Annotated in this window: 25 protein-coding genes; 16 read left to right on the forward strand and 9 right to left on the reverse strand. The window is 73.0% G+C overall.

The window, feature by feature from the left end; genetic code table 11:
- The first annotated feature begins 11 nt into the window (after window positions 1-11).
- Both ABZ860_RS13480 and ABZ860_RS13485 read left to right on the forward strand, forming a co-directional pair.
- On the forward strand, window positions 12-251 hold the full coding sequence (locus ABZ860_RS13480; RefSeq protein ID WP_357219427.1) for a phosphopantetheine-binding protein: 240 nt from the start codon (window positions 12-14) through the stop codon (window positions 249-251).
- Window positions 252-278: 27 nt separating this feature from the next.
- Window positions 279-1511: a beta-ketoacyl synthase N-terminal-like domain-containing protein gene (locus tag ABZ860_RS13485; protein WP_357219430.1), complete on the forward strand. Its 1233-nt coding sequence runs from the start codon at window positions 279-281 to the stop codon at window positions 1509-1511.
- A gap of 166 nt (window positions 1512-1677) precedes the next feature.
- Here the strand turns inward: ABZ860_RS13485 and ABZ860_RS13490 are convergent, their stop codons facing one another.
- From ABZ860_RS13490 to ABZ860_RS13500, 3 genes are all read right to left on the reverse strand, one after another.
- A complete protein-coding gene (locus ABZ860_RS13490) occupies window positions 1678-2352 on the reverse strand; it encodes a Crp/Fnr family transcriptional regulator (protein WP_357219433.1) in 675 nt (224 codons plus the stop codon).
- 238 nt (window positions 2353-2590) lie between these two features.
- Window positions 2591-2791, reverse strand: coding sequence for a ferredoxin (locus tag ABZ860_RS13495; protein ID WP_357219436.1), 201 nt, complete (start codon window positions 2789-2791; stop codon window positions 2591-2593).
- A 73-nt stretch (window positions 2792-2864) separates the two neighbouring features.
- The gene (locus ABZ860_RS13500) at window positions 2865-4061 is read right to left on the reverse strand and encodes a cytochrome P450 (RefSeq protein WP_357219438.1); all 1197 of its coding nucleotides are present in this window, start codon (window positions 4059-4061) and stop codon (window positions 2865-2867) included.
- A 309-nt stretch (window positions 4062-4370) separates the two neighbouring features.
- On the opposite strand from ABZ860_RS13500, the gene ABZ860_RS13505 reads away from it, so the two are divergent.
- Window positions 4371-5003 (forward strand): hypothetical protein, encoded by a 633-nt coding sequence (locus ABZ860_RS13505; RefSeq protein ID WP_357219440.1) that lies wholly within the window; start codon window positions 4371-4373, stop codon window positions 5001-5003.
- 27 nt (window positions 5004-5030) lie between these two features.
- On the opposite strand, the gene ABZ860_RS13510 is transcribed toward ABZ860_RS13505, so the two are convergent.
- A complete protein-coding gene (locus ABZ860_RS13510) occupies window positions 5031-5534 on the reverse strand; it encodes a MarR family transcriptional regulator (protein ID WP_357219442.1) in 504 nt (167 codons plus the stop codon).
- Between the two features lie 137 nt (window positions 5535-5671).
- Entirely contained in the window at window positions 5672-6079 is a 408-nt protein-coding gene (locus ABZ860_RS13515) for a four-helix bundle copper-binding protein (RefSeq protein WP_357219444.1), read from the reverse strand.
- A gap of 220 nt (window positions 6080-6299) precedes the next feature.
- Between ABZ860_RS13515 and ABZ860_RS13520 the strand changes: the two genes are divergently transcribed.
- Window positions 6300-6491 carry a DUF4236 domain-containing protein gene (locus tag ABZ860_RS13520; RefSeq protein WP_357219446.1) on the forward strand — a complete coding sequence of 64 codons (192 nt, stop codon included), beginning with the start codon at window positions 6300-6302 and terminating at the stop codon, window positions 6489-6491.
- 206 nt (window positions 6492-6697) lie between these two features.
- Here the strand turns inward: ABZ860_RS13520 and ABZ860_RS13525 are convergent, their stop codons facing one another.
- Together ABZ860_RS13525 and ABZ860_RS13530 are read right to left on the reverse strand one after the other, a co-directional pair.
- Complete coding sequence (locus ABZ860_RS13525; protein ID WP_357219449.1) at window positions 6698-7027, reverse strand: DUF3140 domain-containing protein; 330 nt, start codon at window positions 7025-7027, stop codon at window positions 6698-6700.
- A 1-nt stretch (window position 7028) separates the two neighbouring features.
- Window positions 7029-7256, reverse strand: coding sequence for a DUF2945 domain-containing protein (locus ABZ860_RS13530; protein WP_357219452.1), 228 nt, complete (start codon window positions 7254-7256; stop codon window positions 7029-7031).
- 165 nt (window positions 7257-7421) lie between these two features.
- On the opposite strand from ABZ860_RS13530, the gene ABZ860_RS13535 reads away from it, so the two are divergent.
- The 4 genes from ABZ860_RS13535 (at window position 7422) to ABZ860_RS13550 (ending at window position 10624) form a co-directional block, all read left to right on the forward strand.
- Entirely contained in the window at window positions 7422-7646 is a 225-nt protein-coding gene (locus tag ABZ860_RS13535) for a type II toxin-antitoxin system HicB family antitoxin (RefSeq protein WP_357219455.1), read from the forward strand.
- A 209-nt stretch (window positions 7647-7855) separates the two neighbouring features.
- Window positions 7856-8470, forward strand: coding sequence for a hypothetical protein (locus ABZ860_RS13540; protein ID WP_357219457.1), 615 nt, complete (start codon window positions 7856-7858; stop codon window positions 8468-8470).
- Window positions 8471-8731: 261 nt separating this feature from the next.
- The gene (locus ABZ860_RS13545) at window positions 8732-9397 is read left to right on the forward strand and encodes a fasciclin domain-containing protein (RefSeq protein ID WP_357219459.1); all 666 of its coding nucleotides are present in this window, start codon (window positions 8732-8734) and stop codon (window positions 9395-9397) included.
- Between the two features lie 453 nt (window positions 9398-9850).
- Window positions 9851-10624, forward strand: coding sequence for a hypothetical protein (locus tag ABZ860_RS13550; protein ID WP_357219462.1), 774 nt, complete (start codon window positions 9851-9853; stop codon window positions 10622-10624).
- Between the two features lie 65 nt (window positions 10625-10689).
- Here the strand turns inward: ABZ860_RS13550 and ABZ860_RS13555 are convergent, their stop codons facing one another.
- Complete coding sequence (locus tag ABZ860_RS13555; protein ID WP_357219465.1) at window positions 10690-10890, reverse strand: transposase; 201 nt, start codon at window positions 10888-10890, stop codon at window positions 10690-10692.
- 155 nt (window positions 10891-11045) lie between these two features.
- Here ABZ860_RS13555 and ABZ860_RS13560 point away from each other — a divergent pair, with 155 nt between their 5' ends.
- The 7 genes from ABZ860_RS13560 (at window position 11046) to ABZ860_RS13590 (ending at window position 19408) form a co-directional block, all read left to right on the forward strand.
- The gene (locus tag ABZ860_RS13560; protein WP_357219467.1) at window positions 11046-13220 is read left to right on the forward strand and encodes a glycogen debranching N-terminal domain-containing protein; all 2175 of its coding nucleotides are present in this window, start codon (window positions 11046-11048) and stop codon (window positions 13218-13220) included.
- A gap of 30 nt (window positions 13221-13250) precedes the next feature.
- Entirely contained in the window at window positions 13251-13706 is a 456-nt protein-coding gene (locus ABZ860_RS13565) for a DUF6157 family protein (protein WP_357219470.1), read from the forward strand.
- A 178-nt stretch (window positions 13707-13884) separates the two neighbouring features.
- Window positions 13885-14553 (forward strand): dienelactone hydrolase family protein, encoded by a 669-nt coding sequence (locus ABZ860_RS13570; RefSeq protein WP_357219473.1) that lies wholly within the window; start codon window positions 13885-13887, stop codon window positions 14551-14553.
- Window positions 14554-14577: 24 nt separating this feature from the next.
- The gene (locus ABZ860_RS13575; protein ID WP_357219476.1) at window positions 14578-15555 is read left to right on the forward strand and encodes an aldo/keto reductase; all 978 of its coding nucleotides are present in this window, start codon (window positions 14578-14580) and stop codon (window positions 15553-15555) included.
- Window positions 15556-15654: 99 nt separating this feature from the next.
- Entirely contained in the window at window positions 15655-16524 is an 870-nt protein-coding gene (locus tag ABZ860_RS13580; protein WP_357219479.1) for a carotenoid biosynthesis protein, read from the forward strand.
- Window positions 16512-18080, forward strand: coding sequence for an FAD-dependent oxidoreductase (locus tag ABZ860_RS13585; RefSeq protein ID WP_357219482.1), 1569 nt, complete (start codon window positions 16512-16514; stop codon window positions 18078-18080). Before ABZ860_RS13580 ends, ABZ860_RS13585 begins: the two co-directional genes overlap by 13 nt.
- Entirely contained in the window at window positions 18077-19408 is a 1332-nt protein-coding gene (locus ABZ860_RS13590) for a glycosyltransferase family 2 protein (RefSeq protein ID WP_357219484.1), read from the forward strand. Before ABZ860_RS13585 ends, ABZ860_RS13590 begins: the two co-directional genes overlap by 4 nt.
- On the opposite strand, the gene ABZ860_RS13595 is transcribed toward ABZ860_RS13590, so the two are convergent.
- Window positions 19359-19973: a glycerol-3-phosphate acyltransferase gene (locus tag ABZ860_RS13595; protein WP_357219486.1), complete on the reverse strand. Its 615-nt coding sequence runs from the start codon at window positions 19971-19973 to the stop codon at window positions 19359-19361. The genes ABZ860_RS13590 and ABZ860_RS13595 overlap by 50 nt on opposite strands.
- On the opposite strand from ABZ860_RS13595, the gene ABZ860_RS13600 reads away from it, so the two are divergent.
- Window positions 19930-20670 carry a spheroidene monooxygenase gene (locus tag ABZ860_RS13600; RefSeq protein ID WP_357219489.1) on the forward strand — a complete coding sequence of 247 codons (741 nt, stop codon included), beginning with the start codon at window positions 19930-19932 and terminating at the stop codon, window positions 20668-20670. The genes ABZ860_RS13595 and ABZ860_RS13600 overlap by 44 nt on opposite strands.
- Window positions 20671-20696 lie beyond the last annotated feature (26 nt).

Genomic DNA, 20696 nt, shown 5'->3' on the forward strand with positions numbered 1-20696 from the left:
GTGAAGGGTGAATGGACGACATCGCGATCCTCGAGTCGATCCGGCGGCAGACGGTGGCGGTGGTCCCGGAGATCGATCCGGCTGAGATCACGCCCGATCGCAGCCTCGCCGACCTCGGCTGCAACAGCGTGGACCGGGCCGACATCGTCACCGCGGTGATGGAGGAGCTCGCGATCGAGGTGCCGCTGTCGGAGTTCCGCCAGGGCGCGCCGGTCGGGGAGCTCGTCGAGCTGCTGCGCAAGCACGCGTGACCGGCACGCTCTGATGGAGGCGCTCCGATGGAGACGGTGACCGTCACGGGCCTCGGCGTGGTCTGTTCGATCGCGGGCGACGCCGGCTCGTTCGAGCGGGCGCTGCGGGAGGGACGGCGGGGCGTGCGCCCGCGCCCGGACGGCGGCCCTCCGGCCGCCCTGCTGGACGAGGAGGTGCGCGAGGCGCTGCCCGCCTTGCCCGCGGGCGCGCCCGACGGCCTGCGGCGCTCCGCCGAACGGCTCACCCGGCGGGCTCCGCTGCCGCTGCGCGCCGCCGTGGGCGTGGCGGCCGAGGCGTGGATCGGGGCCGGCCTGCACGCCGGCGGCGTGCCGGGCGACCGCGTGGGGCTCGTGGTCGCCGGGAGCAACCTGACCGGGCGGCACCTGACGGACCTGCACGACCGGTACGCGAACCGGCCCGCCCACCTGCCCCCGCGTGCGGCTCTGCGGCTCCTCGACACCGACCACGTCGGCACGATCAGCCAGCTGCTCGGGATCACGGGGGAGGGCTGCACCGTGGGCGCGGCCTCGGCGAGCGGCAACGCGGGCCTCGTGCACGGCGCCCGCCTCGTCGCCACCGGAGAGGCCGACGTGTGCCTCGTCGTCGGCGCCCTCACCGACCTGTCCGCGGTCGAGGCGCGGGCCCTGCTCAACGTCGGCGCGATGGCCCCCGGCCCTGCGGGACCGCCGTTCGACGAGACGCACGGCGGCTTCGCGTACGGCCAGGGCGCCGCGTGTGTGGTGCTGGAGTCGCGGCGGTCCGCGCGGGCGCGGCGGGCCGAGGTGCTCGCCGAGCTGGCCGGATGGGACCTTCGGCTGGCCGCGAGCAGTCTCACCGAGCCCGACGGCAAGGCCGAGGAGGCCACGATGACCCGGGCGATGAGGCGGGCCGGCGTCTCTCCGGGCGACGTGTCGTACGTGAACGCGCACGGCACCGGAGCCCCGCTGGGCGACGCGACGGAGGCGGAGGCGCTGCGGCGGGTGCTCGGCGAGGCGGCGGGCCGTGCCTGGGTGAACTCCACCAAGGCCCTCACCGGCCACTGCCTGTCGGCGGCGGGGGTGGTCGAGGCGGTGGCGACCGTCGTGCAGATGCGGGGCGGGTTCGTCCACCCCAACCCCGGGCTCGGGCACCCCGCCGATCCCGGCCTCCGGTTCGCGCCGGCCGCCGGCGGGGTCCGCGCCGATATCGGGGTCGCCCTCTCGAACGGCTTCGGCTTCGGCGGATTCAACGGCAGCGTGGTGTTCCGCGCGCCGACATGATCGCGGGCGGGACAGGCGGCCGCGGACCAAAAGCACGCGGTTCTACCCTCGATGAGGACTCCTATTCCCGACATTCGAAATCGTTAATCCGGAAGAAACGCCGACGGCCGGGGCGCGGAAAACCGCCCCGGCCGTCCTGCTCCACCGAACGCTGTTCGTTTAAATTTCAGGAAATCGCTTCCATGTAGTCGCCCAGCCGTTCCTCGTCCACCGCCAGGAAGGCGTCGGGCCGGGTCTCGATCAGCCCGCTGTCGCGGAAGCGCTTGAGGAAGTAGCCCACCCGGGAGCGGGTGGTGCCCACCATGCCGGAGAGCTCCTCCTGGGTGATCTTGTCGTTGATGCAGAGCTTGCCGGCCTTGGGCGTGCCCAGTTTGCGGGCCAGGCGAAGCAGGGTGTGCGCCAGGCGCTCCTCGCTGTCCGCCGTGACCAGGCTGGTGATCACCTGCTGCTGCTCGGTCAGGCGATGGGCCAGGTAGCACAGGAAGTCCTCAAGCAGGCCGTCGTCCGCCAGCGCGGACAGGAAGTTCGCCCGGGGGATCCTGCGCAGGGTGGCCGGGGTCATCGCGGTCACCGTCTCGCCCCGCCTGCCGCCCAGCAGGCACGACTCGCCCAGCAGGTCGCCGTGGGTGTGGATGCCCAGCAGGCACTCCTTGCCGGAGCGCGAGACGCTGACCGTCTTCAGCCGGCCGCTGATGATGATGTACAGATGACTCGCCTGCTCACCGCAGACGTATAAGTGCTCGTTGCGGTTGAGCCTGACAACGGATGTGTGATCGGAAGCGGTATAACAGAGGGCGCGAAGCCGCTCGCCGATCTGTAAAGAGCCGGATACCCGACGCATACACCCCCCAATGACGTGAACGCCTCATGATCCGCCTGTATTTTAAGCGAAACATGCTTAATCTGAAAAGTCGGCTTATCGTGCGTAATGTCGTGCCTATTTAGGCTGGTCGGAGTTCAGAGGTGATCGCGGACGCCGAGCCGGCGCGTCCCGGACGCGATGAGGGGCCCGGCGCATCCCAGCCATGAGGGGCCAGGCGTGCCGCAGACGCGATGAGGGGCAGGGAAGGCCCTGCCCCTCATTCCTCGTCGTCGACATGGATGGCGCTGCGGGGACACGCGACCGCCGCCTCCCGGACCTCGTCCCACAACTCCTGCGGAGGGCACGGGTCCATCAGGACGACCGTGCCCTCGTCGTCGGTCTGGTCGAAGACGCCGGGCGCGACGAGGACGCACGTCCCCGCCCCGCAACATCGGCCGGTGTCGACGCTGACACGCATGTTTCCTCCTCGGCCGTCCCGGCGTACGGGGACCGGCTCGTCCGATCTCGTCCTGCGGGCGCGCGGCCCCTCGTCACCAGGTGACGGGGAGCTCCTGCACGCCGTACACGATCGCGTCGTAGCGGAAGGGGATCCGCTCGACCGGGGTGGCCAGGCGCAGGCCCGGGAAGCGCTCGAACAGCCGGGTGAACGCGATCTGCAGCTCCAGCCGGGCGAGCGTGTGCCCGAGGCACTGGTGCGGGCCGTACCCGAAGGCGACGTGGTTGCGTGCGCCGCGGCGGATGTCGAACCTGTCGGGGTCGGGGAAGACCTCGCCGTCGCGGTTGGCCGTCGCGAGGAGGGCGATGACGCCCTCGCCGGCCCGGATGAGCTGCCCGCCGACCTCGGCGTCCGCCACGGCCACCCGGGTCATGCCGAGCTGCATGACGGTCTGGTGCCGCAGCAGCTCCTCCACGGCGCCCGCCATCAGCTTCGGGTCGGCCTTGGCCGCCGCGAGCTGATCCGGGTGCTCCAGGAGGGTCAGCACCCCCAGGCCGATCATGTGGGCGGTGGTCTCGTGGCCCGCGGCGAGCAGCATCCAGGAGATCGTGATCAGCTCCTGCCTGCTGAGCCGTCCGGAGAGGACCTGCTCGGTCACGAGGCGGCTGATCAGGTCGTCGCCGGGCTCGCGTTCCTTGTCGGCCACGAGCCGGTCGAGGTAGGCCGCGAGGCCGGTCTTCGCGGCGCCGATCTGCTCGCGGTCGCTCTTGGCGTCGAACAGCGTCTGCAGGTATCCGCCGAAGGTGGCGTGGTCCTCGTGAGGAACGCCGAGCATCCCGCAGATGACCCGGGAGGGCACCGGCAGCGCCAGATCGCGCACCAGCTCGGCCGGGGAGCCGGATGCCTCGATGCGGTCGAGGCAGCCGTCCACGACCGCCTCGATCGCCGGGCGCATGGCCTCCACCCGCTTCACCGAGAACTCCCCGGTCAGCATGCGCCGGTAGTGGGCGTGCTCCTCGCCGTCCATCCGGATGAACGTGCCCTTGAGCACGGGCTCCACGGGCTTGGCGTAGAGGTTGGGAAACCCGGGCCGGCTCATGTCCGAGCTGAACCGGGGATCGTCGAGCACTGCCCGCACGTCCTGGTGCCGGGTGAGCAGCCACGCCCACTGGCCGCTGGGCAGGTCGACCCGGCTGACCGGCCGTTCGAGCCGGAGCCTGGCGTACTCCCGCGGCGGATCGAACGGGCAGGCCCGTTCCGTCACGGGAAAGGCAAGGCGGGCGTCCGTCATCGGTTCTTCCTTCGCTGTGCGGCGCTCAGCTCGACGGGTGACCGGCCGGACGGGTCTCGGTCTCCCACGTGCTGATCTGGGCGGGAAGCCGGAGTGGCACTGGGATGCTACCGAGGGGCTTTACTTCTTGTTTGCTCAAGAATGAGCACGCTCGGGGGACTTGTCGCGGGGTGCAGGTCCGGCCGCCCGTGGAGATTCATGATTGTTTAGACGTCTTTGTGAAATTTGGTCACTAGTGGGGTTAGGGTGGGCAGCCACCTGCGGAAGCCGTGGAGGTTTCCCCGAAACGACCGCTGGGAGTTGTCTCACATGCAAGGGCGCGTCCCGTCACAGACGAGCCAGGATGACCGGTTCCGGCAGGAGATCCTCTCCAGCCAGGAGGAGCCGCCCCGCACGACCAAGAACAGGAAGCCCGTCGTCATCGCCGCTGCGGCCCTGGTGGCCGTGCTGGCCGCCGGGGGAGCGGGCTTCGCGCTCCGCGGCGGCTCGGGCCCCGCGGACCCGCCCGCCGGTGCGGGGCGGTCGGCGGCCCCCGCCCAGGACGCCGCCGGTTCCGCCGGTGACGACGCCGGTGACGACGCTCAGGGCGGACAGGACGCGGAGGGCCCGGCGGACCAGGGCCCGGCGGACCAGGGCACGGAGGATCAGGGCGCGGAGGATCAGGGGTCGGGGGGCCAGGACGCGATCGGGTCCGGCGGCGACGGCTCGGGCGGAGCCCAGGCCCCCGGCGGGAGCGGCGCGGACACCGCCTCCGGCTCCTCGGGCGGCGGCTCCTCCTCGGGAGGAAAGAGCTCCGGCGCGGGCCGGGCCGGGACCGGCTCGTCGGGCAAGACGGGCGGCGCCTCGAAGGGCGGCGGCAGCCAGGACCAGGGTGAGGTGCCGTCGGGCGCCGACGGAGCCCCCGGGCTCATTCCCGGGGCCTGCGCCGCCTCCGGCTGCTGAGTCCGCTGCGAGAAGTCGCGCGGCCGGTCAGGAGGACGGGCCCGGCCAGCCGAGCGGGAAGGCGATGCGGGCGGGCGGTTCGCCCGCCGCGTCGTTGAACCCCCGCATGGCGGTGATGAGGGCCTGCCGCTGCGCCGCGGGCATCCGCGTGAGGATCGCGGCGATCTCCTCCTTGCGCCGGGCGGTGACCTCCTCCACGATCCGCCGGCCGTCGTCGGTCAGCCGCAGCAGCGTCTCCCGCCGGTTCTGCGGATTCACCTCACGCTTCAGCAGACCGGCGGCGGCGAGGCGGCCCGCCATGCGCATGGCCGTCGACGGATTGACGCCGAGCCTGTCCGCCAGCGTCACCAGCTTGGTCTCACCCTGCCCGACCACCAGCAGCATGCGGAACTGCGGCAGGGTGATCCTGTCCTCCGCGGCGGCGAGGGACCGCGCCGAGATCGCGACGAGCACGCGCGAGGCGGTGAGCACGGCGGCGGTGACGGCCTCCAGGTCGTCGCCGGTCGGCTCCTCGTCCGCTTCCTTTGCCATAGGAACCGTTTTTACACGGTCCCTCTCGCGGCCATGTCATCGCACTCGGCAATCGTGCGGCGGGGGCGGGCACGGGCACGGGTGTGGGCACGGCGGCGCCGTGGGGACGCCGTGGGGACGCTGCTGGCGGCGGGCGCTCAGCCGAGCGCGGCCAGCAACTCGTTGCAGGACTGGGCACAGCGACGGCACGCCTGCGCGCAGACCCGGCAGTGCTCGTGCATGTGGGCGTGCAGGCCGCACTCGTCGCCGCAGCTGCGGCACGCCTGCGCGCACGCCTCGAGCTGCGCGCGCGTCAGGTTCGCGTCGTAGCCCGTGTGCCGCGACAGCACCCGGCCCGTCGTCGCGCAGATGTCGGCGCAGTCGAGGTTGGTGCGGATGCAGCGGACGAGTTCCGCCACCGCGTGCTCGCTCAGGCAGGCGTCGGCGCAGGCCGTACAGGTCTGCGCGCAGTCGAAGCAGGCCTCGATGCAGTTCGCGAGCACCTGCCTGTCCACGCCGCCGAGGTCGGCGGGGTAGGCCTCCAGCATCACTCCGGCGTGTCCCATGACACCGCTCCTTCCGGTCGCGGGCGGGCGTCTCCGTGAGGAGGTGAAGACCCCGCCGACGAGGTCGGGTCCGTGAGCCCGGCCGCCGATTCGATCGCGTTCCTGACGGCCGAAAAGCTCATTGCGGGCCATACCCGGCGGCACGGTCGTAAACGGGGATGATCCGGTCGGCCGGTGTGCTGATCGTCTTCCGGGGTAGTCGCGAGGGCACGGAGAATTCATGGAGGAACCAATGGGCTGGAGCTACCGGAAGTCGATCAAGATGGGACCGTTCAGGCTCAACCTCTCGCGCGGCGGCGTCGGGCACAGTTTCGGCGGACGCGCCTTCCGTGTCACCAAGACGGCCGACGGGCGCCGCACCCTCACCGTGAACCTGCCCGGCGGCTTCCTGTGGAAGAAGACGCTCAACTGAAGGCGCGGCTCGTCCGGCAGGACGGGACACAGCGCGGCCCCGGCGTTCCCCGGGCGCCGGTGAGAAGGGTTCGGCGGTCGCACGGCTGCCGGACCTCTCCTCCGATCGAACGTCCCTGATCGGGCCGCCGGACCCACGCCGGCGCCGGCCGTCGTCGCGGCCGCCACCGGATGCACCCCTGTCAGCGGATCCCGCCCTCCACGGCCCTACTTCAGCGGGTCGTGGCCCCAGTTCATCAGCGAGTACCGCCAGCGGGTCTCCCGCACGTCCCCGGAGGGACGCTGGGCCAGGTGCCGGTGGACGTACCCGACGACCTTGCGCATGTGGGCGTAGTCCTCGTCGTCCAGCTCGCCCTTGTGCTTGCGGAGAATGGCCACGATGCGCCGGCCGGACTCGTGACCCGTCGACTCGCCACCGTCCGGCTTGTCGCCGACCTCCTTCGACCGCTCCTCGCGCAGCCATCGCTCCAGTTCGGCCACGGACATGTTGACCGCCTGACCGAACTCGGCCGCGGTCTGCCCCCTGTCGGCGGTCACGTCACTCCTTCGGATGCAGGGCCGACGGCTTGTGCACCGCCGTCCCGCCGCTCTTGTCGCTGCGCACGAGGAACTGCGGGTCCTCGGGTGAGGCGGCCACGGTGCGGCCCGCCTCCTCCGTGCGCTCGGTGATCTTCTTTTCGACCTTGCCGACCGCCTCGCCGCCGTGGCTCTTCCAGGTGACCTCGTCGCCCACCGACGGCTCTTCCTTCTTGTCTTTGTCGCCCATGCGCCCGGCCCTACCCGAGGAAACGCGTCATCCTCCCGAAAGGACGCCGGCATGCCTCCCTATCAGGCAAAATCGGCACGAAGCGCCTGCGGGCCGGGTGAGAATCTCCGTACAGTTGCCCGCGCCCCGGGATTACCGCGGCCCGCCGCCGCGCACGGTGGGAGCATGGGGCGGACCGTGCGGCTGACCGCGACCGTCACTCCCGAGGACGGTGGCCTGTACTGCGCGCGGTGCATCCAGGTCGAGGTGGCCTGCGAAGGGCACACGGTCGACGAGGCGCTCGACCGGCTGCGGGGCGCCCTGGAGCACTACTTCGAGCGCCGGCCGGTGCCGCACCCGCCCTCGCATCCGCCGATCGTGGTGCCGATCGAGGTCAGGCTGCCGGACTGAGCCCGTCCCCTCCTCACGCGTGGGCCTCGCCGCCCTACGCCGGCCTCTCCGCGGGCGTACGGAGGCCGCTTGCGGGCGCGATGGGATCTTTTGCGGGTGAAGCCCCCGATCACCATGCTTGACCGGACATTGGTCGTCGGATGCGTGATCACTCCCCGGTGCGGCGCTTACCGTCGTGCTCGTACCATCCATGACCTCGGGGGAGTCTCATGCCTCTCTGCACAGCCGTACTGGCCGCCGCCCTGCTTTCCGGGCCGGCCGCCGTGCCGCCGGACCCGGCCCCGCCCGGGACGAGGGCAGCCACGGACAACAACAACGCCGCGCCGTCCTCGGGCCGGCCGCAACTCGCGTCGCTGCCCGGCATGGCGCCGCAGCCCGGGGAGTTTCCGTTCACCCTTCCCCAGGCGCCGCCATGGATGGCTCCCAGCGGGATGGACGGCAGGAGCGACGACAGCGCCGCCGCGCCCCGATCGCCGGCCGGGGCGAGCCGGCCCGGAGCCTCCGGCGCGTCCGCCAGGCCCGGCGCGGACGGCGGACGGCCCGCGACGGCGGGCGACACGGCGGGCGACACGGCAGCCGGAGGACAGAACGGGACCAAGTACGTCCCGATGATCGATCCCAAGACGCGCGACGTCTTCATCCAGCCCGTCTTCGCGTCCGGCAAGCCCGGAGAGGCGCCGCAGCCGTTCACCTTCGGGCCGACGCAGGGGATCCAGTCGACCAGGACCTATCCGCCGCCGAGGGGCGAGAAGACGGCGCAGCAGAAGACGGCGCGCCCGAAGACGATCGCCCGGCCCCGCCAGCATCAGCGGCCGCGCGACTGATGAGCCCGCCCCAGACGGCCTGATGGAAGAGGCCCGTGTGACCGGCTCGTCTGAACGGCCCGCCACACCGGTCCTGAGCCGGTGTGGCGGGCTCTTCCGGTGTCGCCGTCCGCAGGGGTCGCAAAGACGCGGGCGGTCGTGCGGGTGGCACGCCGGGCACCGCGTCCGGTCCCAGGACCGATAGGTGCGTCCGTTTCGTGTCTCATCACGCACCCGACCGCCACCCAGCAACGACCTTTCCACGACTAAGGAAACACGATCATGAATACCCGTCTGCTCGCCCTTGCCGCACTGACCGCGGCGCTTTCGATGTCCGCGGCGTGCGGTAGCCAGGGCGGCGGCAATCCCGCGGCTCCGGTCGCGGCCAACGAGACCGCCACGGACATGACCACCGAGACCCCCAGCGCCGAGGCGAGCGAGAGCGTCTCCCCGTCGGCGTCCGCGTCGCCGTCGGTCGCCGGGTCGCCCGTCGGGGCGGGCTGCTCCTCGCTGCCGGCCTCGGGCAAGGGCAGCCCCGCCGAGCTGGCCAAGGTTCCGGTCGGCACCGCGCTCTCCGACATCCCGTCGCTGTCCACGCTGGCGCGTGTCGTGAAGAAGGCCGGGCTGGCCGAGACGCTCAACTCCGCCCAGGACATCACGGTGTTCGCGCCGACGAACGAGGCGTTCAACAAGATTCCGAAGAGCCAGCTCGACCAGCTGATGTCGAACCGCAAGTCGATCAGGGGACTGCTGGCCTACCACGTGGTCAAGGGACGCAAGGCACCGGCGGACATGCACGGCCAGCTGACCTCCCTCGAGGGGCGCAAGCTCACCGTCTCGGGGTCCGACTCCAGCCTCAAGGTCAACGACGCCGCCGTGACCTGCGGGAACATCGCGACGAGCAACGCCACTGTCTACCAGATCGACAAGGTCCTCATGCCGAGGTAACCGGCCGTCGTCCTGCGACAGCCTTCACGGGGGTGAGCCGTTCGCGGCTCGCCCCCGTGCCGTTTCCGCCTCTTCCCTGCCTCTGTCCTGCCTCTTTCCTGCCTCGGGAACCCCTCCCGAGGGGCACTTCGCGCCGGACCTCTCCATGCCCGGCATGCCGGCGCCTACGTGCCTGACGTGCCATGACCGCCCTCATGCGACCGACCGGCGAGTTCGCCGGTGTCGCCACTCACCCGACACGCTTTTGAGAACAAATCGCCGGCCGGTGCCGCGCCGTGCCGCCTACCGCCCGTGCCCGGAAATCGGCGAAGCAGAGGGTGACCTGGGGGTCTATGTCCTGAAGCGGCTGATCCTCTTATTTGACCGGACACTGAGCTTCGGGTCCCTGATCACCCGGCATCGGGCGCTTACCTTCGTTCTTGTATCGTCCACGAGATTTCGGGGGAAATTCTCATGCCTATATGCACCGCCGTACTCGCCGCGGCTCTCCTGTCCGGTCCCGCTCCCGCGGACCCGGCTCCGCTGTCCGCCAAGGAGCCGATGTCGCCCGGCAAGCAGATCGCCGCGATGGCGATGAACCACCCGGAGGAGCCCGACTTCGTCGCCTCCAAGGCCCTGGACATCCTGGACAAGGGTGCGAAGGTCGGCCCGTTCTTCCCGGCCGACGACGAGGCCGAGAAGCGGGCGAACGGACCGACGGCGAACGGCCAGAGCCCCAAGGGCCCGATGACCGGCAAGCAGGCGCCCGGCGGCGAGACGGCCGGCGGCCGGCAGGCCGGCAAGCAGCCGGCCGGAGGTCCCGCCGGAGGCAACCCGCTGGCCGGCGTCCCGGTCGTGGGCGGCAGGCCCGCCGGCGGCCCGATGAACGGCAGCCAGGCGAACGGATCGCAGCCGGGCTCCATGTTCACGATGCCCGCCACCGGCAAGAACAACAGCCAGCGCTCGCCGCAGGACGTCTTCCTGCACCCCACGTCCAACCAGCCGACGTACACCAAGATGTCCGGCAACGACTTCGCGGGTAAGCCGCCGAGCGCGAAGGCCGACGACGAGGACGCCGGCGCCTGGGCGCGGCCGCTCCAGGGCTGGGGCATGCCGAAGATCGGCAAGGCGAAGCCCGCCGCCGCCAAGGCCAAGCCCAAGACCCAGATCAAGGCGCAGCCCAAGGCCCAGATCAAGGCGCAGCCCAAGGCGGCCGACGACTTCTGGAACATGCCGGGCTGGGACTGAGCGCCCGCGCCGCGGTGAGGCGACGCGGTGGCGCGACGGAGGGGTGAGCCGGTCCGGCTCACCCCTCATCCATGTCCGCGGGCCGTGGCGGCGTGACGCAGGTCGACGACCTCCACCAGGTCGGCGAGATCGACGTGGGCCGCCACCTCCGCGACGGAGGCGCAGTAGCCGACGTGGTAGCCCAGGTGCCGTACGCGCAGCAGCGGGCGGCCCTCGATGACGACCGGGTCCACCTCGTGCCCCTCCGAGCTCACCCACCTGCGCATGGCGGAAGAGTAGGAAACGCCGGGTCATGGACGGGTAAAGACCCCTCTGGACCGCCCAATCTGGAAATAAGACAGTAAATATGGCGAAAACCGGCGCCATCTCCGGGTATGAGGGCAACCGTCGGGACCGAGGGACCGGGCCGGGGTGATCGGGCATGACGGGCGGGTGGACGTTCGAGGGGCAGCCCACTGCGCTGGGCGGGGGCGCGATGACGCTCGTGTCGGGAGGGTCGTTCTGCGTGTCGTCCCGCAGCGGCGACATCTTCCCCGGATCGGCGCACGGGATCTACTACGCCGACACCCGGCTGCTGTCCCACTGGGAGCTGCGCATCGACGACGGGCCCATCGAGGAGTTGCAGGTCCTGCCGGGCGAGCCGTACCACGCGACGTTCGTCGGCCGGGCCAAGCCGCGGCCGGGGCAGGCGGAGAGCACGCTGCTGGTCGTCCGCGACCGGTACATCGGCGGCGGCCTGTCGGAGGACGTCGTGATCCGCAACATGGCCGACGAGCCGGCCGGCTGCATGGTGGCGCTGCACATCGGCTCCGACGTGTGCGACCTGTTCGAGGTGAAGACCCACCGCGTGCACTGGGTGGCCGACGTGACGACGGCGGCCGAGGACCAGTCGCTGCGCCTGTTCTCCGTGAGCAAGGCGAGGGGCGTGCGGGTGCTGGGCAAGGCCGGCGACACCCCGGTGCTGGCGGTGACCAACCCGCGCCTGCTCATCTTCCGCGTGGTGGTCCCGCCACGCGGCGAGTGGTCGGCCTGCCTGCAGGTCAACCCGATCATCGACGGCGTGGAGACCGAGCCCTGGTACAAGGAGAAGCGGTTGTCGCCCGCGCTCGCCGAGCGGGCCGGGCGGCTGTTCGAGTGGGACAAGTACGTGCCGAAGGTGAGGACGTCGAACCAGGCGTTCGGCGCCGTCCTGGCCCAGTCCCGCCACGACCTCGGCGCGCTGCGGCTCATCGATCCGGACCATCCCGAGCTGCCGCCCACCGTGGCGGCGGGCGCGCCCTGGTTCATGACGCTGTTCGGCCGCGACTCCCTGCTCACCTCGTGGCTGGCGCTCCCGCTCGACCCCAACCTCGCACACGGGACGCTGGTCCGGCTGGCGGAGCTGCAGGGCACCAAGGTCGACCCGCTCACCGAGGAGGAGCCGGGCAAGATCCTGCACGAGCTCCGGTACGGAGCCCGCCAGGGTGAGGGAGGTGGCGGCCACGCCTACTACGGCTCGGTCGACTCCACCCCGCTGTTCGTCGTCCTTCTGGGAGAGCTGCGCCGCTGGGGTCTGCACCAGTCCGCGTTGGAGAAGCTGGTGCCACACGCCCAGGCGGCGCTGCGATGGATGGGGCGGTACGCCCGGCGCGACGGGTTCCTGTGGTACCAGCGCAAGACCGACCAGGGCCTGCTCAACCAGGGCTGGAAGGACTCCTTCGACGGAATCAACTTCGCCGACGGGACGCTCGCCCGCGCGCCCATCGCGCTCGCCGAGGTCCAGGGGTACGCCTACGGCGCCTACCTCGCCAGTCACTACTTCGCGAGGGAAGTGGGGGACGTCGAGACCGAACGGCGCGCCCGGGAGCGGGCGGCCCAGCTCCGGGCGGACTTCAACGAGAAGTTCTGGCTGCCCGACCGCGGCTACTTCGCGGTGGGGCTCGACCACGACGGGCGGCCCATCGACGCGCTCGCCTCGAACATGGGGCACTGCCTCTGGTCGGGCATCGTCGACCGGGACAAGGTGGGGGCCGTCGCCGAGCACCTGATGTCGCCCCGGATGTTCACCGGGTTCGGCGTCCGCACCCTCGCCTCCGACATGGGCGCCTACAACCCGATGAGCTACCACAACGGCTCGGTGTGGCCGCACGACAGCGTGCTGGCGGCCGCCGGGCTCATGCGGTACGGCTTCGTGGAGGAGGCCCAGCGCATCGCCACGGGCCTGCTCGACGCCGCACAGGCCTTCGGCAACCGGCTGCCCGAGCTGTTCTGCGGCTTCGACCGGGGGGAGTTCCCCGTTCCGGTGCCGTACCCGACCTCGTGCTCGCCGCAGGCATGGGCCTCGGCGACGCCGATCCAGATCCTGCGCATCCTGCTCCGCCTCGACCCCTGGGTGCCGATCGGCAAGGTGTGGGTCTCCCCGGTCCTGCCCCAGGGATTCGGCGAGGTGCACATGACCGGACTCACCATCGCCGGGGCGAAGGTCGATCTCGACGCCCGGGAGGGGAGCGGCGAGGCGTACGTGAGCGGCCTGCCCGAGGAGGTGCGCCTCATCACGGAGCCGCGCCCGCCTGCGGCCTTCGGCAGACCCTCCGCGGGCGCGGTCGGAGCGGAGTGAGCCGCCGATCTCCTGGGGCATAGTGGAGCCATGGCCGAGGATCTGAACTACTACTCGACGCTCATCGCGGTCGCCGACGACTGCCCGGTGACCGCCGCGCAGGTGCCCGCGGCCCGGGGCGGCAAGCCCACCGTCGCCGTCCTGCAGTATGAGTTGATCTCCGGCGCGCCGTACGGGCTGACGCAGGAGGACGTGCTGTTCGAGACCTGGCTGCGCCGCCAGGACCTGCCGGCGGACCTGCCCGCCGAGCGGCGCGCGGAGCTCAGGAAGCAGTTCTTCTCCCGTTCCCAGGCGTGCCTGAGGTCGTCGCCGCTGCCGAAGAAATACGGCTGGGGGCTGCTGTTCGACCGGGACGGCCGCATCGCGCTGTGTCCCATGGAGTCGGAGGAGTACCGGAGCCTGGTGGATGGCGCGTCCCGCGGCGCGCGGGCCGGGGAGGACGACGGCGTGCGGGTGCTCAAGGCGCTGCGCTCACGTCGCTCCTGACCTCACAGCGCTCACCTCGCTCCTGCGGTCGCCGCGCTCGTGGAGGCCGTGCCGTCACCGGTTTGCCTCGACCGGCCGGGGGTACGCCTCCCGGTTGTCCAGCGCCGTCCCGGTTGTGCAGCGCCGTCCTGATCGTCCGGTGCCGCTCAGCCGGGCGCGGCCGAGGGGGGCGGGCGTCATGAGCGAAGTCGAACTCAGCGTGCGGATGCCGGTCGGCGATGTCGTGCTCGATGCCGACGTGGCGGTCCCCCGGCAGGCCCGCGGAGCGGTGCTGTTCGCCCACGGCAGCGGCAGCGGCCGGCACAGCCCGCGCAACCGGTACGTCGCCGGGGAGCTGCAGCGGGCCGGACTGGCCACTGTCCTGGCCGACCTGCTCACGGTGGAGGAGGAGCGCGTCGACGCGGTCACCGGCCACCTGCGCTTCGACATCGGCCTGCTCGCCGACAGGGTGGGCGCGCTGGCCGACCGGCTGCCCGAGGACGAGGTCGTCGGCGGTCTGCCCGTCGGCCTGTTCGGCGCGAGCACCGGCGCCGCCGCCGCGCTCGTCGCCGCGGCGACGCGGCCCGGCGGTGTCGGGGCGGTGGTGTCCAGGGGCGGCAGGCCCGACCTCGCCGCCGGCGCGCTCCGCTCGGTCCGCCAGCCGACGCTGCTGATCGTGGGGGAGCGCGACTCCGTCGTCCTCGACCTCAACAGGGAGGCGATGCGGGCGATCAGCGCACCGGTCCGGCTGGAGATCGTGCCCCGCGCCACACACCTGTTCGAGGAGCCGGGCGCGCTGGAGACGGTCGCACGGCTCGCCCGCGACTGGTTCCTGCACCACCTGGCGGGTGGAGCGGCCCCCGCCTGAGCTGCCCCGCTACGATCTGACCTCATGGAACAGCGCGTGTTGGGCAGGACGGGCAGGCAGGTCGGCGTCGTCGGGCTGGGGGCGTGGCAGCTCGGGGCCGACTGGGGCGAGGTGAGCGAGGCCGACGCGTTGGCCACGCTCAACGCCGCGGTCGACGCCGGGACCACCTTCATCGACACGGCCGACGTGTACGGCGACGGCCGCAGCGAGAAGATCATCGGAAAGCTGATCAAGGAGCGGTCCGGCCTGACCGTGGCCACGAAGATGGGCCGCAGGGTGCAGCAGACGCCCGAGGTCTACACGCTGGACAACTTCCGCGCCTGGACCGACCGCTCCCGCGCCAACCTGGGCGTCGACACGCTCGACCTGGTGCAGCTCCACTGCCCGCCGAGCGCCGTCTTCGAGACCGACGAGGTCTTCGACGGGCTCGACACGCTGGTCGCCGAGGGCAGCATCGCCGCGTACGGCGTGAGCGTGGAGACGGTGGCCGAGGCGCTGACCGCGATCGCGCGTCCCGGCGTGGCCACGGTGCAGATCATCCTCAACGCCTTCCGGCTGAAGCCGCTGGACGAGGTCCTGCCCGCCGCGGAGAAGGCCGGCGTCGGCATCATCGCCCGGGTCCCGCTGGCGAGCGGCCTGCTGTCGGGCAAGTACGGCCCGCAGACGGTCTTCGCCGAGGACGACCACCGCAACTTCAACCGCCAGGGCGAGGCGTTCGACGTCGGCGAGACCTTCTCCGGCGTCGAGTACGGCGTGGGCCTCCAGGCGGTCGAGCGGCTGCGCGGCCTCGTGCCGGACGGCATGACGATGGCGCAGTTCGCGCTGCGCTGGATCATCGACCAGCCCGGCGTCAGTGTCGTGATCCCCGGCGCCCGCAACGCCGGGCAGGCCGAGGCCAACGCGGCGGCGGCCCAGTTCCCGCCCCTGCCGGCCGAGACCCACGACGCGGTCCGCCAGGTGTACGACGACCTGATCCGCCCGCAGGTCCACCACCGCTGGTGACGACCCGCCGGGTATCGCCGGGCGTAGCCGAGCTTCCTCAGCCGTTCCCGCAGGGGGTCGAGCGCATCCGATCAGGGGGACGCGCTCGAATCACCCTACGTGGAGACGTGGGAGACCACAGGGAAGAACGCGGCGAAGAGGGCGGCCGAGGCTGACGGCGCGCGCTCCGGGCGGCGCGGAGGGTGGCCGAGCGGGCCGCCGGCGGGCTCGCGGCTGAACGCGGCCGGCGTGGTCGCGCTGGCGGCGATGGTGGCCGCCCAGATCGCGACGGGACTGCGGCCCCAGGACCTGCGCCTCACCACCGCGGTCGTGGTCCTGCTCGCGGTGAGCGCACTCGCCTTCGCCGCGGCGGCGCACACCCCGCGCAGGGCGGCGGGCGCGTTCGCGGCGGCGGTGGCGGCCGGTTACGCCGCCGAGTGGATCGGCACCAGGACGGGCGTGCCCTTCGGCGCCTACCGCTACACCGACGCCCTGTGGCCGCGGCCGGGCGGCGTCCCGCTGATCGTCGCCCTTGCCTGGGGCGGCATGGGCCTGGCCGCCCACGCCGTCGCCCGCCGCGTGGCGCCGCGCGGCCCGCTGACGCCGATCCTCGCCGGAGCCCTGGCGCTCACCGCGTGGGACCTGTTCCTCGACCCGCAGATGCTCAGGCTCGGGCTGTGGGTCTGGGCGGAGCCGGGACCTTACCGCGGTGTGCCGCTCGCCAACTTCGCCGGCTGGCTGCTGGTCTCTCTGCTGGTCATGGTGCTTGTCGGCCGCGTCATGGGCCGGGCCTCCGCAGACCGGCCCGCGAACGGCGTCGAGGCGGCGGGGACGACCGGGCTCGTCGCGCTCTACACGGTCATGACGACCATGGAGACCGTCGGCTTCGCCGTGGTCTTCAGGCCGCCCGATCCGTTCGTGGCCGCCGCCGGAGGGCTCGCGATGGGCGCCTTCGCCCTGCTCGCCTGGGGGCGCGCATGGCGGAGGTGATCGTGGTCGGGGGCGGCGTCGGCGGCATGGTGGCCGCCCTCCTGCTCGCGCGGGACGGGCACGACGTGCGGATCTACGAGCGGCTGCCGCGGCTCGGCGGCAAGCTGGCCGAGCACAGGCGGGCCGGGTTCACGTTCTCGATCGGCCCCTCGCTGCTCACGCTGCCCGGCCTCTTCCTGGACCTCGGTGTGCCGCTCGACCTGCTCGAACTCGATGAGTTGTGCCGCTATCGCTTCGCGGACGGCTCGACGCTGTCCACCTACCGCGACCCGGAGCGTACGGCGGAGGCGGTGGACCGGCTCGCGCCGGGCGAGGGCCGCAACTGGCGGGCGTTCCATCGCTGGGCCGAGCGCTGCCTGGACGCCTCCACGCGCACCTTCTTCGCGGGACCGCCGTCCGGGCCCGTGATCGAGCCGCCGTTCCGGCCGGCGGGCGGGCGGCCCGGCGATCGGCCGGGCCGGTCGGCGGGCGGACCGGCGGGCGGACCGGCGGATGGGCAGCCGGGCGGACCTCTCCCGCGCCCCCGGCTGGGCGACCTGGCCGCGGTCGCGCCGGGCCGCACCCTGCATGCGCTGGCGGGCCGCTTCTTCCGGGACGCCCGCCTGCGCCAGTACGCCGACCGTTACGCCACCTACGCCGGGTCGAACCCCTACCGGGCGCCCGCCGCCCTGGGCTGCGTCCCCGCCATCGAGCACGGTGACGGCGGGTGGTACGTGCGGGGCGGGCTGCCCCGCCTCGCCGACGCGCTGGCCGCGTCGCTCGGCGAGGCGGGCGTCGAGATCCGCCTGGAGACCGAGATCACCGAGGTCGTCGCCGACGCGGAGCGGGTCGGCGGCGTCCGCACGGCCCTCGGCGAGGTGGTCAGGGCCGACATCGTGATCGTCAATGCCGACGCGGCCGCCCTGTACGGGCGGCTCCTGCCCGACCGTGCCCGGCTGCGCCGGATCGCCCGGCTGGGCCTGTCGTCGTCCGCCTTCCTGATGCTCGCCGCCGTGGAGGGACGGACCGAGGGCCTGCCGCACCACTCGGTCGTGTTCTCCGCCGACTACCGGCGCGAGTTCGGCGACATCTTCGACAGGCGGCGGCCTCCGGAGGACCCCACGGTCTACATCGGCTGCCCGGCGGTGGCCGACGCCACCCAGGCTCCCGCCGGCGCGGAGAGCTGGAGCATGCTGGTGAACGTCCCCGCGGGCGACCCCGCGCGCTGGCCGACGCCGCCCGAGGCGTACGCGGAGCTCGTCCTCGACCGGCTGGCGAGCCGGGGGCACGACCTGTCCGGGCGGCTGCGCTTCCTCGACCTGCTGACCCCGGCCGACCTGCGCGACCGGTACGGCGCGTGGGGCGGGGCGATCTACGGCGGCGCGTACGGCGGCCCGTTCGCCCCCTTCCGCCGCCCCGGGAACCGGGGGCCGCGGCGCGGGCTGTACCTCGTCGGCGGGTCCGCGCATCCGGGAGGCGGGCTGCCGCTGGTGGCGATGGGCGGGCGGATCGTGGCCGCGTTGGTGCGCAGGGACCTCCCCCGTTCAGGGCGGCGGCCGGAGGAGGCGAGACGGTGAGGGCCGAACCGGCCGGGACGACCAGGACCGGCGGGGCCATCGGGACCGGCGGGGCCGTCGGGACGGCCGGGCGCCCGCGGGCCGGGGCCGCCGCACGGGTGCTCACCGCCGCCCAGGCCGCCGCCGCTCTCGTCGTGCTGGCGCGGCTCGCCCGCGGCCGCCGGCGCCTCCCCCCGCTCGCCGCGCCCGTGCCGGACACCTCTCCCGGCACCGGCGGCTCGGCGGCGTGGATCGGCCGCGGCGGAACGCCGGGTGGTGGAGGTCCGGGTGGCGCAGGTCCGGGTGTCTCCGCAGGTCCGGATATCTCGGTGATCATCCCGGCCAGGGACGAGGAGCGGCGGCTCGGCCCCTGCCTGCGGGCGGTGCTGGCCGACCCGGCCGTCACCGAGGTGATCGTGGTGGACGACGAGTCCTCCGACGGCACCGCGCGGCTCGCCGCCGCCCGCGGGGCGAGGGTGGTGCGCGGGCGCCCGCTGCCGGACGGCTGGGTGGGCAAGCAGTGGGCGCTGCACCAGGGGCTGCGGGAGGCGCGGGGCGAGGTCGTGGTCACCCTGGACGCCGACACCCGGCCCCGGCCGGGCCTTTTCCACGCGCTCGCCGCCGCCCTCGGGGACCACGACCTGGTCAGCGCGGGCCCGCGTTTCGTCTGCGACGGCCTCGCCGAGCAGGCGCTGCACGCGTCGTTCCTCGCCACGCTGGTCTACCGGTTCGGCCCCATCGGGCCCCCGGCCCCGCCGCCGCCCCACCGGGTGGTGGCCAACGGCCAGTGCCTCGCCTTCCGCCGGGAGGCGATGCGGCGGGCCGACGGCTTCGCCCGGGTGCGCGGTCATATGACCGACGACGTCGCCCTCGCCAGGGCCCTGGCCGGAGACGGATGGAGGGTCGGCTTCCTCGACGCGGGGGACCTGCTGGAGGTCGACATGCACGAGTCGGCGGCCGAGGTGTGGCGGGAGTGGGGGCGTTCGCTGCCGCTGCGCGACGTCACCCGCCCCGCCTGGCAGGCGGCCGATCTCGCCGTGGTCTGGCTCGCCGCCGCGCTGCCGGCGCTCCGCCTGGCCGCCGGGCGGCCGACCCGGCTCGACCTGACGCTGCTCGCCGTACGGGTGCTGCTCACCACCGCGCTGCGGCGCAGCTACGCCAGACCGGGCGCGGGCGTGATGCTGTCGTTCCTGCTCGACCCGGCCACGGCCGTACGGCTGACGCAGGCGACGCTGCGGCCCGTCAGGACCTGGCGGAGCCGCGCCTACGGCCCCGGCCGCGCGGCCCTCGCCGATGCCGTCACGTGCGGCGCGCGGCCAGCGCCGCCTGACCGAAACGCAGCCCGATGAGGCACATCAGCGCGCCGGTCGCGGCGACGTGGCCGATCGGCGCGAACGGCAGTTGCAGCAGCGGGATCGCGAAGACCCCGGCCCTGGCCCCGATCGCGAACGACCGCGTGACCAGGAACGTCACCCCCAGAAGGGCGAGCGCGAGCACGAACGCGGGCGGGCAGATCACCGCGATGCCGCCCGCGAAGGTCAGCACCGACCGCCCGCCGCGGAACCCGGCGAAGACCGGCCAGGCGTGCCCGATCATCGCGGCCCCCACCGCCAGGTACGCGGCCGGGGCGCTCGGGCCGGCGACCACTCCCGGCCCGGTCGTGTGCGCGCCCCCCGCCAGCAGCCCGAGCAGCCCGGCGAGCGCGCCCTTGGCCATGTCGCCGGCGAAGACCGGCGCGGCGGCCCGGCGGCCGAGCCGTTCGCGGACGTTCCAGAAGCCGGGGTTGCGGTCGCCCACCTCCCGGGGATCGACGCCCCGCCGCCCCGAGACCAGCACCGCCACCGGGATCGAGCCGAGAAGGTAGCCGCCGATGAGCGCCACCAGCACGGGGACGAGCGGCGGGAGCGTCGTCACGTTCCACCTCCAGAGATACGCCGACCGGGGGGCGATGCGTCATATGGCCTTCGACCGCCCGGTGCTGCGCCGCACCGGGGGGCTGCTGTTCTGGCGGCTGCTCGGCACGGGCCGGGGGCCGTCGACGACCCTCGGCGCCGATCTGCGCCGCTGGGCGCTGCTCGCCGTCTGGCGGGACGAGCGGGCGCTGGAGGAGTTCCTGGCACGCTCGCCGATCCCCGCCAGGTGGCGGCGCGAGGCGATCGAGACCTGGAGCGTACGGCTCGCGCCGACGGCCTCGCGCGGACGCTGGAACGGCGTCGAGCCGTTCACCCTCGTGACCGGCGGCGTGCACCCCGGTCCGGTGGCGGTGCTGACCCGGGCGTCGATCCGGCCGTCGCGGCTGCCGGCGTTCTACCGGTCCGCACCCGCCGTCGACCGGTCGCTGCGGGCCCAGGAGGGCTGCCTCGCCTCCGTCGGGCTGGGCGAGTGGCCGCTGGCCAGGCAGGCGACCTTCTCCCTGTGGCGCGACGCCGCCGCCGTACGCGCCTTCGCCTACGCCGGGCGGGCACACCGCGAGGTCGTCGAGCGGGTCCGTGCTCACGACTGGTACTCGGAAGAGCTGTTCGCCCGGTTCATCCCGTACGCCAGCGCGGGCACCTGGGACGGCGCCGACCCCCTGGCCGACCCCCTCGCCGGTCCGCCCGCCGACCGCTGAGCGGTCCGGCAGGCCGCTCGGGCGTC

It is taken from the genome of Microbispora sp. NPDC046973 (genome assembly GCF_040644495.1).
GTDB lineage: Bacteria > Actinomycetota > Actinomycetes > Streptosporangiales > Streptosporangiaceae > Microbispora.